The organism is Streptosporangium sp. NPDC001681, from assembly GCF_040298085.1.
Taxonomy (GTDB): Bacteria; Actinomycetota; Actinomycetes; order Streptosporangiales; family Streptosporangiaceae; genus Streptosporangium.
Genome location: NZ_JBEOZN010000063.1, coordinates 38,165 through 54,282, shown reverse-complemented (window position 1 = coordinate 54,282; position 16,118 = coordinate 38,165). Strand labels below are relative to the sequence as shown.

Annotated in this window: 13 protein-coding genes; 6 read left to right on the top strand and 7 right to left on the bottom strand. The window is 69.6% G+C overall.

The features are described 5' to 3' along the window. Nucleotides 1-439: 439 nt before the first annotated feature. Nucleotides 440-2,509: a RecQ family ATP-dependent DNA helicase gene (locus ABT130_RS26590; RefSeq protein WP_350925957.1), complete on the bottom strand. Its 2,070-nt coding sequence runs from the start codon at nucleotides 2,507-2,509 to the stop codon at nucleotides 440-442. A gap of 132 nt (nucleotides 2,510-2,641) precedes the next feature. Between ABT130_RS26590 and ABT130_RS26585 the strand changes: the two genes are divergently transcribed. After that, nucleotides 2,642-3,376 carry an STAS domain-containing protein gene (locus ABT130_RS26585; protein ID WP_350959661.1) on the top strand — a complete coding sequence of 245 codons (735 nt, stop codon included), beginning with the start codon at nucleotides 2,642-2,644 and terminating at the stop codon, nucleotides 3,374-3,376. 122 nt (nucleotides 3,377-3,498) lie between these two features. Here ABT130_RS26585 and ABT130_RS26580 read toward each other — a convergent pair whose 3' ends face one another. Beyond that, nucleotides 3,499-4,320, bottom strand: coding sequence for a TauD/TfdA dioxygenase family protein (locus ABT130_RS26580; RefSeq protein ID WP_350925808.1), 822 nt, complete (start codon nucleotides 4,318-4,320; stop codon nucleotides 3,499-3,501). A gap of 246 nt (nucleotides 4,321-4,566) precedes the next feature. Between ABT130_RS26580 and ABT130_RS26575 the strand changes: the two genes are divergently transcribed. Then, nucleotides 4,567-5,151 (top strand): GNAT family N-acetyltransferase, encoded by a 585-nt coding sequence (locus tag ABT130_RS26575; RefSeq protein ID WP_350925810.1) that lies wholly within the window; start codon nucleotides 4,567-4,569, stop codon nucleotides 5,149-5,151. A 205-nt stretch (nucleotides 5,152-5,356) separates the two neighbouring features. Beyond that, nucleotides 5,357-7,849: a DNA gyrase/topoisomerase IV subunit A gene (locus tag ABT130_RS26570; protein WP_350925812.1), complete on the top strand. Its 2,493-nt coding sequence runs from the start codon at nucleotides 5,357-5,359 to the stop codon at nucleotides 7,847-7,849. 178 nt (nucleotides 7,850-8,027) lie between these two features. Here the strand turns inward: ABT130_RS26570 and ABT130_RS26565 are convergent, their stop codons facing one another. Next, nucleotides 8,028-8,345, bottom strand: a complete 318-nt coding sequence (locus ABT130_RS26565) for a hypothetical protein (RefSeq protein WP_343979150.1) — start codon at nucleotides 8,343-8,345, stop codon at nucleotides 8,028-8,030. Nucleotides 8,346-8,510: 165 nt separating this feature from the next. Here ABT130_RS26565 and ABT130_RS26560 point away from each other — a divergent pair, with 165 nt between their 5' ends. Continuing rightward, the gene (locus tag ABT130_RS26560; protein WP_350959658.1) at nucleotides 8,511-9,005 is read left to right on the top strand and encodes a beta-class carbonic anhydrase; all 495 of its coding nucleotides are present in this window, start codon (nucleotides 8,511-8,513) and stop codon (nucleotides 9,003-9,005) included. Between the two features lie 19 nt (nucleotides 9,006-9,024). Here the strand turns inward: ABT130_RS26560 and ABT130_RS26555 are convergent, their stop codons facing one another. Beyond that, the gene (locus tag ABT130_RS26555) at nucleotides 9,025-11,097 is read right to left on the bottom strand and encodes a DNA gyrase/topoisomerase IV subunit B (RefSeq protein WP_350959655.1); all 2,073 of its coding nucleotides are present in this window, start codon (nucleotides 11,095-11,097) and stop codon (nucleotides 9,025-9,027) included. A 241-nt stretch (nucleotides 11,098-11,338) separates the two neighbouring features. Between ABT130_RS26555 and ABT130_RS26550 the strand changes: the two genes are divergently transcribed. Further along, nucleotides 11,339-11,569, top strand: coding sequence for a DUF7455 domain-containing protein (locus ABT130_RS26550; protein ID WP_030920243.1), 231 nt, complete (start codon nucleotides 11,339-11,341; stop codon nucleotides 11,567-11,569). 17 nt (nucleotides 11,570-11,586) lie between these two features. On the opposite strand, the gene ABT130_RS26545 is transcribed toward ABT130_RS26550, so the two are convergent. Beyond that, entirely contained in the window at nucleotides 11,587-12,315 is a 729-nt protein-coding gene (locus ABT130_RS26545; RefSeq protein ID WP_350959652.1) for a GNAT family N-acetyltransferase, read from the bottom strand. A 46-nt stretch (nucleotides 12,316-12,361) separates the two neighbouring features. Here ABT130_RS26545 and ABT130_RS26540 point away from each other — a divergent pair, with 46 nt between their 5' ends. Then, the gene (locus ABT130_RS26540; protein ID WP_350959664.1) at nucleotides 12,362-13,102 is read left to right on the top strand and encodes a YaaA family protein; all 741 of its coding nucleotides are present in this window, start codon (nucleotides 12,362-12,364) and stop codon (nucleotides 13,100-13,102) included. Nucleotides 13,103-13,179: 77 nt separating this feature from the next. On the opposite strand, the gene ABT130_RS26535 is transcribed toward ABT130_RS26540, so the two are convergent. Together ABT130_RS26535 and ABT130_RS26530 are read right to left on the bottom strand one after the other, a co-directional pair. Then, entirely contained in the window at nucleotides 13,180-14,100 is a 921-nt protein-coding gene (locus ABT130_RS26535) for a hypothetical protein (RefSeq protein ID WP_350959651.1), read from the bottom strand. A gap of 154 nt (nucleotides 14,101-14,254) precedes the next feature. Next, nucleotides 14,255-15,898 (bottom strand): RNA polymerase sigma factor, encoded by a 1,644-nt coding sequence (locus tag ABT130_RS26530; protein WP_350959650.1) that lies wholly within the window; start codon nucleotides 15,896-15,898, stop codon nucleotides 14,255-14,257. Nucleotides 15,899-16,118: the final 220 nt, after the last annotated feature.

Below are 16,118 nucleotides of genomic sequence, written 5' to 3'. Positions count from 1 at the left end.
ACGTCCAGGCTCTGGACATGCTCCCCGCCCAGGCGGAGAGCCCCCTTATGCCGTGCCTCGGCATCACCTGCGTCAAGTGGAGCTGCCTCACCGACATCACCACCATCACGACCGGCCTCTAACCCTCGACGATCCGCGTCGGCGGATCAGCACGGATTCCCGCGAACCGTTTTCTGAAGGAGATCCACAATGGGGCTCGACGTCCAGGCTCTGGACATGCTCCCCGCCCAGACGGAGAGCCCCCTTTACCCGTGCGGCAGCCAGCTGTGGCGACGGCGCAGGGCACGGCTGAAGGCGGCCGGGCTGAGAGCCTTCTCCCGATCTGGCAGGCCGGGACGGGCGGTGACCGCCCTTCGGATCGCCGAGCCCCGGCCTCAGCCCGTATCCCCGGCCGGGAGGACTGATCTCCGAACCGCGAGCCGCACCGTCCGGCGCCCGCCTAGCTGGTGACCGCCAGGGCGAGGGGCAGCACGGCGGGGGCTCCGGCGTGGCGGAGCATGGCGGCTCCCAGGGTCATCGTCCAGCCCGTGTCGATCTGGTCGTCGACCAGCAGGAGCGGTCCCTGGGCCGAGGCGACGGCCGCGCCCAGGGCGGAGGGCATGGCGAGGGTGCCCCGGATCGCCTGGACCCGCTGCGCGCTGTTGAACTGCCGGCCCGGCGGGCCCGACCGGTAGCCGAGATCGCCCAGATAGGACAGGCGCCCCACCTGGGCCAGCCGCTCGGCCAGGCTGCGGACGAGCTGTGGGCGGCTGCTCGAGGGCACCGCGACCACGCCGACCGGGCGCTGCGCCCACTCCCAGGACGACAGCACCTTGACCACGGCGGCGAAGACGTCGTCGGGGATCGGCCCGTCGGAGGCGCCGTCGGCCAGCAGGCCGCGCAGGCGATTGCCCCAGCCGATGTCGGTGAGCCTGCCCAGCACCCGCCCCGGCTCGGCGCCCAGTTCCGGCCTGATCCGGCCCTTGAGATCGGTCAGCCCCGTCGGCCACTGCCTGCGCGCCTCGACCTCCACCCCGGGCCGGCGAAGCCGGTCGGCCGCCGAACGCACGGCCTGGGAGTCCACCTCGGGCGAGCGATGCGCGCCGGTGCAGTTGTCGCAGCGCCCGCAGGGGGCAGCGGTGTCGTCGTCCAGGCGGCGGCGGAGGAACTCCTCACGGCAGCCGGTGGTGTCGAGGTAGTCGAGCATGGCCCGCTGCTCGGCCTCCCGCTCGGCGGCGACCCTGGCGTAGCGCGGGGCGTCGTACTCCCAAGGCTCGCCGGTGGACTCCCAGCCGCCCTTGACCCGGCGCACGGCGCCGTCGACGTCGAGGACCTTCAGCATGGTCTCCAGGCGGCTCCGGCTGAGATCCACCCGGTTCTCCAGGGCGGCCGTGGACATCACTCCGCCCTCCTCCAGCGCGGCCAGCACGGCCCGCACGACGGGCTCCGGCGGGAAGGCCAGCGAGGCGAAGTACGCCCAGATGTCGCGGTCCTCGGCGCCGGGCAGCAGGATCACCTCTGCCCGCTCGACCCCGCGGCCCGCCCTGCCGACCTGCTGGTAGTAGGCCACCGGGGACTGCGGGGCCCCGACGTGGATGACGAAGCCCAGGTCGGGCTTGTCGTAGCCCATGCCGAGCGCGGAGGTCGCGACCAGCGCCTTGATCTTGTTGTCCAGCAGCGCCTGCTCGGCGGCGAGCCGCTCGGCCTGTTCGGTCTGCCCGGAGTAGGCGACCACCTCGTGGCCCTGCTCGCGCAGGTAGGCGGCGATCTCCTGGGCGGCGGCCACGGTGAGCGTGTAGACGATGCCGGAACCGGGGAGCTCGTGCAGCGTGCTCGCGAGCCAGGCCAGGCGCTGCTCGGCGCCGCGCAGGCGCACGACCCCGAGGTGGAGGCTGTCGCGCTCCAGCGCGCCGCGCAGCACCAACGTCTCCTCGCCCATCTGCTCGGCGACGTCGCGGGTGACCCTGGCGTTGGCCGTGGCGGTGGTCGCGAGGACCGGCACGCCCTCGGTGAGCTCCCCGAACAGCGTGCGCAGCCGCCGGTAGTCGGGACGGAAGTCGTGGCCCCAGTCGGAGATGCAGTGCGCCTCGTCGACCACGATCAGGCCCGCGCTCTCGGCCAGCTCGGGCAGCACCTGGTCGCGGAAGTCGGGGTTGTTGAGCCGCTCGGGGCTGACCAGCAGCACGTCGACCTCACCCTCGGCGACCTGGTTGTAGACCCGCTCCCACTCCTCGGGGTTGGCCGAGTTGATCGTGACCGCGTTGATCCCGGCGCGCTCGGCGGCGGCGATCTGGTTGCGCATCAGGGCCAGCAGCGGGGACACGATGACGGTGGGCCCCTCACCCAGCTCGCGCAGGAGCGCGGTGGCGATGAAGTAGACGGCCGACTTGCCCCAGCCGGTGCGCTGCACCACGAGCACCCGGCGCCGGTCCATGACCAGTGCCCTGATGGCCGACCACTGGTCCTCACGCAGCCGGGCGTGCTCCCCGGCGAGCGCCCGCAGCCGCCCCTCGGCCTCTTCTCGCAGCATCTGCTCTTCGCTCACCGGTCATTGGTACCAGGTCCGGCCGACTGTTTCACTCCGGACTCCGGCCGACACCACCTCCCCCTTGTCCGTGCTGACGACGGCCGCCCTCGTGGCGACGCCCCGGGGACCGCGCCGATGACGGCCGCCTCGACGCTGGCCGTGCTGACCGGGGTGATCCTGCTGGCCGCGAGCCTCCTGCGACTGGGATTCCTCGCCGACTTCATCTCCGACCTGGTGATGACCTGCCTGGAGAGCGGGATCGTGCCGACCATCGCAGCACGCCTGATTGACGTCAACGGGCTGGCGTCCGTCTGGCGGACCAGCCGGTCGGAGTTCGCGCTCGCCTGCGTCACGATGCCGGTGGCGGTCGGCCTCGGCATCATGCAGAGCGTGCTGGCCGCGGTCGTGATCTCGATACTCCTGCTGCTGCACCAGGTGGACAACCCGCCGATCTATCCCCTGGGCCGTGATCCGGAGTCGGGGGCCTATCGCGACCTCAGGCGTCACCCGTCGGACGAGACCGAGCCGGGGCTGCTGATCGTGCGTATCGAGAGCCGCCTGTACTTCGCCAACGCCCGGCGGGTGGCGGATCGGGTGAGGTCGCTCATCGAGGCCACCACCCCCCGGCTCCGGGCGGTGCTCCTCGACCTGACCGGCGTGCCCGGCATGGATCTCACCGCGGTGTCGGCGGCCAGGGAGTTCTACGGCCTGGTACGACAGCACGGCATCGACCTGTGGATCGCCCTCGACAGCCTCCAGCCCCTTGAGCTTCTCGGGCGTATGGGCATCGGGGGGCGGCTGTCCGACCGGGGACGGTTGCACCCGGACGTGGAGGCCGCCGTCACGGCCTACCGCGCCCGCGGCTCCTAGGCCCCGCCCCGTGGATCTTTCGCCCACCGCGGTCAGGCTGCGCCTCACCGCGTTGCCGTCGGTCACCGCGGCGAGACACCACCCGACCGATCCTCGCCACGGTGAGATCCGCCGGGCAGGGCCTAGGCGTCCAGGTGCTCGGGGAAGGCGTTGATCGTCACCCGGTGCATGCGGCGGCGCTCGGTGTAGTCGGCGACCGCGTAGTGCTGGGTGCTCCGGTTGTCCCAGAAGGCCAGCGTGCCCGGCCGCCAGTTGAGCCGGACCTGGTATTCGGGAGAGCGGATGTGGTCGATCAGGTAGGGCAGCAACGCCTCGTTCTCCCGGTCGGACAACCCCACCAGCCGCGTGGTGGAGGAGCGGTTGACGAACAGCGCCTTGCGTCCGGTCTCGGCGTGCGTGCGCACCACGGGACGCTCGATCGGCGGCCATTTGGCCTGGACCTGCTCGAGGTCGAAGTCGTGCCCCTTGGAGATGGCCTTCTTCATCGAGGCCGTGATGTCGTGGATCGCGGTGAGTTCGTCGCAGAGCCGCTGGATGGGCGGCGAGAGCGTCTCGTAGGCCAGGTGGGCGTTGGCCCAGAGGGTGTCACCGCCGATGGAGGGCAGTTGCACGCAGCGCAGCAGCGAGCCCATCGGCGGGACCGGCTCGAAGGTGTTGTCGCTGTGCCACTCGTCGCCGCCCTCGCCCTTGGGGTCGGTCTGGTCGAGGACGTGGATGGCGGTGCCACCGTCCTTCTTGAAGGCGGGGTGGTTGATCGAGCCGAAGTTCTCCGCGAAGCGGATGTGCTCTTCGTCACTGATGTGCTGGTCGCGGAAGAAGAGAACCTTGTGCTCCAGCCAGCCTCGCCGGATCTCCTGGACCTCCCCCTCCGACAGCGGCTTGCGCAGGTCGACACCGCTCACCTCGGCGCCGATGTGCCTGGTCACGGGCTTGAACTCAATCATCTTCGGACGCCCCTCCATCGTGGCCGCACGGCATTCGCGAAGGTTAGGTCATCCTTACCCAGCCCTCTTTCCGAGCCTAGCCCGATCCACTAAAACAAGCAATTGCTTGGTAAAGAATACGCTCCGGACCGGTGCCGGTCGAGGGCGGACCCCGCCCACTGCGGACCCCCTCGCGAGGAGGTCGCGCCGGGTCGGCGGGGAGCGGGGGAACCGGCAGGCTCCGCGCCATGGTTTGATGCATCCACTATGGACGTCACCACCTGGTATCTCGAACAGACCTCACGCTCGGACCTGCTGCCCGCCAAGTCGCCGTCGATCGAGGTCGACGTCGTACACGCCGAGGTGCCCTCGCCCGAGTTCAGCCGGTTCCTCAGCACGGCCGTCGGCGGAGAATGGCACTGGACCAACCGGCTGCCGTGGACCTGGCTTGAATGGAGCGACTGGCTGGAGGGCGGCGTGGAGACGTGGGTGGCCTACCACCGCGGCACCCCCGCGGGCTACGTCGAGCTCGCCCCCCAGGACGACGCCACGGTCGAGATCACCTGCTTCGGCCTCCTGCCGTGGGCGATCGGCAGAGGCGTCGGCGGCCATTTGCTGGAGGTCGGCACCGCCAGGGCCTGGGACCTGGCCGACCGGCAGCCCGGCCGGGAGCCGACCCGGCGGGTGTGGGTGCACACCTGCTCCCTCGACAGCCCGGTGGCGCTCGCCAACTATCAGGCCCGCGGCTTCAGGATCTACGACACCAAACTGAACGTGCCCGACGACGAGTACGAGGGGGAGACCCCCGGCCCCTGGCCCGGGGCGGGCCCCAGGACCCGCGACACTCCCTGACACCCCGCCCGGAACGGCGGTAGCCCTCGGCGGCAGGCCGGGGAAGGCCCGAAGGTGTCGGATGAGCTGGGTATGGTATCGAGTCTCGGTACCATACCGGCCCGAGGCTCCCAGAGGAGCCGGTGCAGGCGGTTCGACCACGAAGACAGAAGGAGGATGCGCCTCCCCCCGGCCTGACGGCCGGGGCGCGCGCGCAGGAAATCAGATGGCTCGACGGACGACCACACCCCCGACCGACGAGGGCTTCGAGGAGCGGATCGTCGACATCGACGTTTCCACCGAGATGCGCACCAGCTTCCTCGAATACGCATACTCGGTCATCTATCAGCGTGCGCTGCCGGACGCCAGGGACGGCCTCAAGCCGGTCCAGCGCCGCATCCTCTACTCGATGAGCGAGATGGGCCTCCGGCCCGACCGGGGCCACGTCAAGTCCTCGCGCGTCGTCGGCGACGTGATGGGCAAGCTCCACCCGCACGGCGACACCGCCATCTACGACGCGCTGGTCCGGATGGCCCAGCCGTTCTCGATGCGCCTGCCGCTCATCGACGGGCACGGCAACTTCGGCTCCCCCGACGACATGCCCGCCGCGATGCGCTACACCGAGGCCCGGCTGGCCTCGGCGGCCATGGCCGTGGTCCAGTCGATCGACGAGGACACCGTCGATTTCAAACCCAACTACGACGGCCAGGAGACCGAGCCCACGGTCATGCCGTCGGCCTTCCCCAACCTGCTGGTCAACGGGGCCACCGGCATCGCGGTCGGGATGGCCACCAACATGGCGCCGCACAACCTCGTCGAGGTCGTCGCCGCCGCCCGCCACCTGATCAAGAAGCCGGAGGCGACGCTCGACGACCTGATGCGGTTCGTCCCCGGCCCCGACCTGCCCACCGGCGGCACGATCATCGGCCTCGACGGCATCCGCGACGCGTACGCCAAGGGCCGCGGCACCTTCCGGATGCGCGCCAAGTGCGCCATCGAGCAGGTCAGCCCCCGCCGCAAGGGCATCGTCGTCACCGAACTGCCCTTCAACGTCGGTCCCGAGCGCGTGGTCACCAAGATCAGGGAGCTGGTCACCGCCAAGAAGCTCCAGGGCATCTCCGACCTCAAGGACCTCAGCGACCGGCACAAGGGCCTCCGCCTGGTCATCGAGATCAAGAACGGCTTCATCCCCGAGGCCGTGCTGGAGGAGCTCTATCGGCTCACCCCGATGGAGGAGACCTTCGGCATCAACAACGTCGCGCTGGTCGACGGCGAGCCGCGCACGCTGGGCCTGCGCGAGCTGCTCCAGGTCTACGTCGACCACCGTATCGACGTGGTCCGCCGCCGTTCGCTGTACCGCAGGCGCAGGCGCGAGGAGCGGCTGCACCTCGTCGAGGGCCTCATCGTCGCCCTGCTCAACATCGACGAGGTGATCCGGGTCATCCGTTCCTCCGATGACTCCGCCCAGGCCCGCGAGCGCCTGACGCAGGCATTCCAGCTGTCGGAGATCCAGGCCAACTACATCCTCGACACCCCGCTGCGCCGCCTGACCCGCTACGACAAGCTGGAGCTCGACCGCGAGAGCCAGACGCTGCGTGACGAGATCGCCGAGCTGACCGCGATCCTGTCCTCCGACGACAGGCTCCGCAAGGTCGTCTCCGACGAGCTCGCCCAGATCTCCAAGACCTTCGGCACCCCGCGCCGCACGGTGCTGCTGGAGTCCTCGGGGGTGGCGAGGAACGTCTCGGTCCCCCTGGAGGTCGCCGACGACCCCTGCCTGGTGCTGTTCTCGTCCACCGGACTGCTGGCCCGCACGGCCGACGCCTCGCCACTGGCCGGCGACGGTGACCGCTCGGCCCACGACGTGCTGGTCTCCGCGGTGCGGAGCACGGTCAGGGGAGAGGTGGGCGTGGTCACCAACCAGGGGCGGATGATCCGGGTCCAGGTGGTCGACCTGCCCACGCTGCCCCGCTCGGCCAACCCGCCGTCGCTGTCCGGAGGCCATCCGGTCACCGAATACGTCACCTTCAACCCGGGTGAGACCGTCGTCGGCGTCGGCTCGCTCGACCCCGACGGGCCCGGCCTGGCACTGGGCACCGCGCAGGGCGTGGTCAAACGGGTCGTCCCCGACTACCCGGCCAACCGCGACGACTTCGAGGTCATCGGCCTCAAGGACGGCGACACCGTGGTGGGCGCGGTGGAGCTGACGAGCGAGGACCACGACCTGGTCTTCATCACCTCTGAGGCCCAGCTGCTGCGCTACCCCGCCTCCGCGGTCCGCCCGCAGGGCCGCCCGGCGGGCGGCATGGCCGGCGTACGGCTGGATGGAGACGCCGTGGTGATCTGGTTCGGCGCGGTCGACCCCTCCCGCGAGTCGCAGGTCGTGACGATCGCCGGCTCCTCGACCGCACTGCCGGGCACCCAGATCGGTGGCGCCAAGATCTCCGACTTCGCCGAATACCCGCCAAAGGGCCGCGGCACCGGCGGTGTCCGCGTCCAGCGGTTCCTCAAGGGCGAGGACGTCCTGCTGCTCGCCTGGGCGGGCCCCGGCCCGGCCCGCGCGGTCTCGGCCGTCGGCAAGCCCGTGCCGCTCCCCGAGGAACTGGGCCGCCGCGACGGCTCCGGGGTCCGGCTCACCCACACGGTGTCCGCCGTGGGCGGCTCTCTGTGCGCCGAGGACGGCCGGCAGGACCAGGGGGCGGCCACCTCCCCGGAATGATCCTCATCCCCCGCGCAGGACCCCGAGGAGCCCCCGTCAGGACGACGGGGGCTCCTCGGTGTCGGCGGGGATGACGGGTCCCGCGCACCGGGCGCAGGCGTCGCGTCCTCCGGCCCCCGCGGCGCCACCCGGCAGGTCCCGGGTTTCGGGGCGTGCCCCTCCCGCGGCGCTCGGGATCTCAGGTGAGCGCCCCCTGGAGTGCGAACCTGATGGCCATCAGCAACTGCCAGGGCTCACCCGACTCCCAGAAGCGGATGACCCGGGCGACACGATCCGGCGGATCGAACCCACCGGCCCCGTACGGCCCAAAACACCCCGCCTCCACGAGGACGGCCACGAACGGGTCGTCCTCCTTCAGGGACCGGGTGTAGGCCGCCGCGTCGAGCAGGGCCAGCGCCGAGCGCGCGTTGCGCCCCCCGTCCCTGGACTCCACCCGGTCCAGCCTCCGCCTGCCCTGGTCACGGAGATAGTCGGCCAGCGATTCCGTCCTGCTCATAACCCTCTCCACCTCCCGGACTTTGAGTGACGACATCATCACTCAATGTGAGTCCAGGTGGTGGGATCTTGGTGAAGTCGTCACCTGAGGCGCCCCCGACAACTCTCACCAAACGGGCATGACGCATCATTAGTCCGTTAACTCCATCGACCGAGGGATGCGTACGTGAGTGCCTTTGACGACCTGCTGGCCGCCAACAAGGAGTTCTCCGCCACGTTCACCGACGCGGAACTGACCGGCAAGGCGGCCCGCGGTCTTGCGGTGGTCACCTGCATGGACTCCCGGATCGATCCGCTGGGTCTCTTCGGCCTGAAACCGGGCGACGCCAAGATCCTCCGCAACGCCGGAGCCAGGGTGACCGACGACGTGCTGCGTACGCTCGTCCTGGCGGTCAACCTGCTGGCGGTGGAGCGGGTGCTGGTCATGCCGCACACCGACTGCGGCATGACCAAGGTCACCGACGACGAGGTGCATGCGATCGCCGCCCGCCGCGGTGTCGACACCCGGAGCCTGGACTTCCACACCGTCCCCGACCAGGACGCGGCGCTACGCCACGACCTCACCCGGATCAGGACCAGCCCGTTCCTTCCGGCGGGCATGCCGGTGGGCGGCGCCATCTACGACGTGCGCACCGGCAGGCTGATGCCGGTCGAGATCTGAGCCTCGGGATCCGGCCCCGCTACGCGTCGATGTGGTCGCGGTCGATCTCGGCCGCGCTGCTCACGATGAACTCCCGGCGCGGGGCCACGTCGCTGCCCATCAGGAGGGCGAAGATACGCTCGGCCTCCTCGATGTCCTGGATGCGGACCCTGCGCAGGGTGCGGTGGCGGGGCTCCATGGTCGTCTCGGCCAGCTGGTCGGCGTCCATCTCGCCCAGGCCCTTGTACCGCTGGACCGGGTCCTTCCAGCGCTTACCCCTGCGCTCCAGATCACGCAGCACCTTGTGCAGCTCGGCGTCGGAGTAGCAGTAGAGGTATTTGCCGTGACCGCGGCTGGGGTTGATGACCTCGATCCGATGCAGCGGCGGCACGGCGGCGAAAACGCGCCCGGCCTCGACCATCGGCTTCATGTAGCGGTGGAACAGGGTCAGCAGGAGGCAGCGGATGTGCGCCCCGTCGACATCGGCGTCGGCCATCAGGATGACCTTGCCGTAGCGAGCCGCCTCGATGTCGAAGGATCGGCCGGAACCCGCCCCGATGACCTGGATGATCGCGGCACACTCGGCGTTCTTGAGCATGTCCGCGACGGACGCCTTCTGCACGTTCAGGATCTTGCCCCGGATCGGCAGCAGCGCCTGGAACTCCGAGTCGCGGGCCGCACGGGCGGTGCCCAGCGCCGAGTCACCCTCGACGATGAACAGCTCGCTGCGGTCGACCTCGTCGCTGCGACAGTCGACCAGCTTGGCGGGGAGCGCCGAATTCTCCAGGGCGGTCTTGCGGCGCTGGTTGTCGCGGTGCTCCCGGGCGGCGATACGGGCCTTGGCCGCCGCGACGATCTTCTCCAGGACCGCGCGGAGCTGTGGCTTCACAGTGCGCGACGGGTTGGCGAGCAGTTCCTTGAGCTCACGCGAGACGACGTGGGCGACGATCCGGGAGGCCGCCGAGGTGCCCAGGACCTCCTTGGTCTGGCCCTCGAACTGCGGCTCGGGCACCCGGACGGTCACCACCGCGGTGAGACCCTCCATGATGTCCTCGCGGGTGACCGGGGCGTCGCCGTTCTTGAGCAGGCGGGTCTCGCGCAGCTGCTCGTTCAGGGTGCGGACGAGGGCGCGCTCGAAGCCGTTGACGTGGGTGCCGCCCTTGGGGGTGGCGATCACGTTGACGAAGGACCTGACCGTGCTGTCGTAGCCCTTGCCCCAGCGCACCGCCACGTCCACGGTGAGCTCGCGCTGGACCTCGGTCGGGGTCATGTGCCCCAGGTCGTCGAGGACGGGGACCGTCTCGTGGAAGTGGCCCATGCCCCGCAGGCGCAGCACCTCGCAGACCGCCTCGTCCCGGGCGAGGAACTCGGTGAACTCCGAGATGCCGCCGTCGAAGTGGAACTCCTCCTCGGCCGCCTCCTCGCCGCGACTGTCACGCACGGCCAGGGTCAGGCCGGGGACCAGGAACGCGGTCTGGCGCAGGCGGACGTGGATCTCGTCGAGGGAGACCTCGGCCTCGGGGAGGAAGATCTGGTGGTCGACCCAGAAGCGCACGCGGGTGCCGGTGACGTTCTTCGCGGCGGCGCCGCCGTCACGCAGCCCCGACTTCTTCTTGAACTTGGCCTTGGGCCCGTCGCCGTCGAAGACGCCGGGAACGCCCCTGCGGAAGCTGATCTCGTGGATCCGGCTGTCACGGTCGACCTCGACGTCCAGCCGCGAGGAGAGGGCGTTGACCACGGAGGCGCCGACGCCGTGCAGGCCACCGGAGGCGCCGTAGGAACCGCCGCCGAACTTCCCGCCGGCGTGCAGCTTGGTGTAGACGAGCTCGACGCCCGCCAGACCGCTCTTGGGCTCGATGTCGACGGGGATGCCCCGGCCGTTGTCACGGACCTCGATGGAGCCGTCGGCGTGGAGTTCGACCTCGATGCGGGTGCAGTAGCCAGCCAGGGCCTCGTCGACCCCGTTGTCCACGATCTCCCACAGGCAGTGCATGAGACCGCGGCTGTCGGTTGACCCGATGTACATACCGGGGCGTTTGCGGACGGCTTCGAGCCCCTCCAGCACCGACAGGTGGCGGGCCGTATAACCCGTCTCCGCGCTAACTGCGGTCACACCCACTCCCAGCTCTGTCGAACACGTGTGCGCAGCTTACCGTTCTTCCCGCCACGACGCGTACAAGCTTGCCATCCGGTGGACAACGGCGTTACATCCAGCGTGATCATCGCTACTTTCGGCTGCTTTCCGCTCTGGGCGTAGCAGGGGGTCGGTTGGGAACGTTCGTATCGGGTTAGATGTTCTCTCAAGTGACTGACGCCAGATCCTCCACCTCAGGGGATGACCTGAAAGGCGATACGTGACTGGAACCCTCGCCCCCGCCAAGCAGCTGACCGCTGCGGACCGCTGTGACCGGTGCGGCGCCCAGGCCTACATCCGCGCGACCCTGCCCGTAGGTGGGGAGCTGCTGTTCTGCGCCCACCACGGGCGTCAGCACGTAGCCGTGCTGAGAGACAAGGGTGCCAACATCCAGGACGAGTCTGCGCGTCTCAGTGACGCTCCGGCAACGGCAGGCAACGACGAACGATAACCAGACGGATGGAGCCATCAGCGGACCCGATAGTGATATCGGCCCGCCACTGTGAAGCCGTGGCGCTCGTAGAGCGCCCTGGCCACCGTGTTCGACTCCACCATTACTAAATATGCCCGCTGCGTGCCCTGCTCTCGCGCATGTGTGAGCAGGGCGCGTAACACCTTCCGCCCGTGGCCCTTGCGCCGCGCGTGCGGCACCACTGCCATGGAGTAGATCCCAAACCACTCCCCCTGAACCACACCCCGCCCCACGGCCTCCTCGCCGAGCGAGGCGTATGTGGCGGGCACACCGGTGAGGATCCGCACGGCCGTCGCCAGACCGTCGCCACCGGACCTCCCGTCCACGCTCCACCAGGCGTCCAACCACGCCCTCGAGGGCGCTTCGGCGAGATCGACCTCTTCCTGCGACGCGCCGGCGCCGTTCCAGGGCGCCTCGGGCACCAGGCTCACCGTCATGACCAGCGTTGGATCGACCACCCGATAGCCACGCGCGTGCAGTAACGCGTCCAGGCCGGGCGTGGCGCCACCTCCCACCGAGAAGACGCAGGGCAGACCCCGGTCGGCGTAGAACTTCTCCGCCGCCTCGACGCCCGCTTCCAGATTCCCCGGCTCACCCAGCGGCAGCACGGAGTTGGCCCGCTTGGTCACCCCGTCCGCCGCGCGCAGGATCCAACCACCCGCGTCCACCCGGTGAATCGCCGGCCAGGCCTGGTCGACCAGCCGGTCGAAGACCTCATCGATCATGCTGCAGGATCCTAACCCCTCGGTCGCCGCACTACGCTCGGTGAGTGTGCTGATTCTGCTGCCTCCGTCCGAGGGAAAGGCCGCGCTGGGTGACGGCCCCGCCCTCGACCTGCCCCGGCTGAGTTTCCCCGCCCTCACCCCGTCCAGGCAGCGCGTCCTGGACGTGCTCATCGCCCTGTGCGAGGGTCCCGCCGCACGGGAGGTGCTCGGGCTGTCGCCAGGACAGGCAGGCGAGATCGGCAAGAACCTGCTGCTGCGCACCGCGCCCACGCTGGCCGCGGCCGACCTGTACACCGGCGTGCTCTACGACAACCTTCACCTGGCCTCGCTCTCCCCCGAGGCCGCGGCACGGGCTTCGGAGAGTCTGCTGATCTTCTCCGGCCTCTGGGGTCTGCTGCGGATCGGCGACCGCATACCCCCGTACCGGCTGTCGATGGGGGTGCGGCTGCCGCCGCTCGGCGGTCTTGGCGCCTTCTGGCGCCGATCGGTCACCCCGCTGCTCGACGCCGAGCCCGGTCTGGTGGTCGACCTGCGCTCGGGCACCTACGCGACGGCGTGGCAGCCGGGCGGCAGGGCGGTGGCGGTGCGGGTGCTCAAGGAGGGGAAGGTCGTCAGCCACATGGCGAAGGCCACTCGCGGCGTCATAGCCCGCTCGCTGCTGGAGGGGGACGTCGATCCACAGAGCCCCGAGGAACTCACGAAGGTCCTGGACCACCTCGGGCACTCCGTCACTCTCTGTCCACCTCCCAGGGGGAGGCAGTCATGGATACTCAACGTGACGGTGTGATATTCACCACATTTCCCTTATGGCCCATGGCAAGACCGGGCGGCACGCGTGATCCGGCGTGCACGTCTCGCCCCCGCTCACGCCGGGACAAGGCGGAGCCGCCCGCAGGCCCGCTCGAACTGCTGAGCGGGATCACCCAGATAGGACCACGGCAACCGGCTGACCCTGCCCCCGGTACGCGTCAGGTGCCCACGCGCGGGCCTGCGCAGGTCCGCCAGGTAGAAGGCGGCCCCGAACAGGTTGTGCGCCTCTATCGACCGTGGATGGCTGTCGCCGCCCAGCCAGCGGCCCGCGTGCGAGACGATCTCGCGCAGCGCCCCGTCCGAGAACCAGCCTCCGCGCGACATCGGGGACCGCTCGGCGGCCACCTGTTCGAAGTGCGCCAGCGGCAGCAGGGCCGCCATCGGGTCCCCGTCGGGCGCCCGCGACACGGCCTGCCTGGCGAACTCCAGCATCTCCTGGGCACTGCCGCCCCAGGCCGGTGACAGCGTCATGAGCCTGGCCACATTGGCCGGGAACAGCGTCGGATAACGGCGAACGGTTTCGAACCAGACCGCGTCCTTCTCCTGGCGCGGCCGGTCGAGACCGAGATAGAGCCACATGATCGACTCCCAGGGCACCGGATCGGACGGCACGAGCGCCGCCGCGGTGAAAAGCGGCTGCCTGGCTCTCTCCATCGCCGCCTGGAACGCCTGCAGACGCTGCGCCTGCACGGCCCGGGCCTTGACATCCGGCTTGATCGTCCAGGCTTCCTCGATGCGGGTACGCCCGAGCCAGAGCCACAGGTCGGGGTTGGCCCGGTCATGGAGCGCCAGCGCCTCAATGGCGCCACTGTGGCCGACGGCCGCCCTGGCCAGCGCCTCGACCCTGAGCGCGCGTCTCTCCGGATCGCCACGGGCCGCGCCGAGCGTGAACGTACCGCTCTCGAACACCCTCCGGCGCACCGCGGCGACCGCGTCGTCGAGCATCACGTCCGCCCACGGACGATCGACGATCACCCGCAGCCTCCGGGCGCGAATCCTGTCAACTTCGGCCACACCCATGAGGCGGGAGCCTAGAAGTTCGTTTCACACCCCGTGCTACCGGCCTATTACACCGGCGTTAATGACGTGGGGCCCGCACCGGACAGTGCGGGCCCTCTGTCAGAAAGCCTCAGTCAAGATAGTCACGCAGGACCTGCGACCGGGACGGGTGGCGGAGCTTGGACATGGTCTTGGACTCGATCTGCCGGATGCGCTCGCGCGTCACCCCGTAAACCTTGCCGATCTCGTCCAGCGTCTTCGGCTGGCCGTCGGTCAGGCCGAAACGCATCGAGACCACGCCCGCCTCGCGCTCGGACAGCGTGTCCAGAACGGAGTGGAGCTGCTCCTGCAGGAGCGTGAAGCTGACCGCGTCGGCGGGGACGATGGCCTCGGAGTCCTCGATGAGGTCACCGAACTCGCTGTCCCCCTCCTCACCCAGCGGGGTGTGCAGGGAGATCGGCTCGCGACCGTACTTCTGGACCTCGACGACCTTCTCGGGGGTCATGTCGAGCTCGCGGGCCAACTCCTCGGGAGTGGGCTCGCGCCCCAGGTCCTGAAGCATCTGCCGCTGGACGCGGGCCAGCTTGTTGATCACTTCGACCATGTGGACCGGAATGCGGATGGTCCGCGCCTGGTCGGCCATGGCTCGGGTGATCGCCTGCCGGATCCACCACGTGGCGTAGGTGGAGAACTTGTAGCCCTTGGTGTAGTCGAACTTCTCCACCGCGCGGATCAGGCCCAGGTTGCCCTCCTGGATCAGGTCCAGGAAGAGCATGCCGCGGCCGGTGTAGCGCTTGGCCAGCGAGACCACGAGACGGAGGTTGGCCTCCAACAGGTGGTTCTTGGCCCGGCGGCCGTCCTCGGCGATCCACTCCAGCTCGGCGCGGACGTCGACCGGAAGCCTCTCGCCGTCGGTTCCCAGCTGCTCCTCGGCGAACAGACCGGCCTCGATCCGCTTGGCGAGCTCGACCTCCTGCTCCGCGTTGAGCAGGGGGACCTTGCCGATCTGCTTGAGGTAGTCCTTGACCGGGTCGGCGGTGGCGCCGGCGGCGGCGACCTGCGGCACCGGGGCGTCATCGTCGTCGTCGGAGAGGATGAGGACCTCATCCTCGTTGACCTCGATGGCCTCGGCCTTGGGCTCCTCCTCGGCCTCGGCCTCGGCTTCCACCTCGACCTCGACCTCGACCTCGGCGACGGCCTCCAGGTCGAAGTCCTCGAGCTCGACGTCCTCGAGCTCGATGACCTCGTCGTCATCGCCGGCGAGCGACTTCGACTCGGACGCGGGAGCCGGAGCGGCTACCTCGGGACCAGCCTTCTTCGGCGGGGTCGGAACCGGCTTCTTGGCAGCCGGAGCGACCTTCTTGGCCGGCGCCGCGGGCCTCTTGGCCGCGGGAGCGGGCTTCTTGGCCGCTGCCGCGGGCTCAGAACCGCCGACGACCGCGGTGACGGTCTCCGGCTGCTCCTTGGCCGCTGCGGCGGTCTTGGTCTTCTTGACGGCGGCGGGCGCGGCCGGGGCAGTGCGGCGCTTGGCCGGAGTGCGGGACTTCTTGGGAGCCGCGGAGTCCTCGGCAGTCAGCCGTACGGTAATGCCCTCTTTGCTGAGGCTTCGCAGGATTCCAGCGACCTGCGCCATCGGAATGTCCGCTTCCTCGACGGCCTTGCGGACATCCTCGGACTCGAGGAACCCCTGCGAGCGCCCCCGCTCCATCAGCTGCTGAATGACGGGCTCGTTCAGCTCGGATGGCTTCGAGCGAGTCGAACTTGCAGGCGACACGAACACCTCTCGAAGGAAAGCGAGACGAGAATGGACCCAGATGCCCAACTAGGGGCACTTCTACCTCTAGTTGTGGTTAGCGAGGCCGCGCGAACCGCGACGCACCTGTCCAGCATTGTGGCATGACACCGTGATCCATACGGCCGCCTCCTGGCGGTTGCCCTCCACCCTAGGCCGACCAAGAGAGTAGTGCGTACGGAAGCGAGGCACCGATACCCGA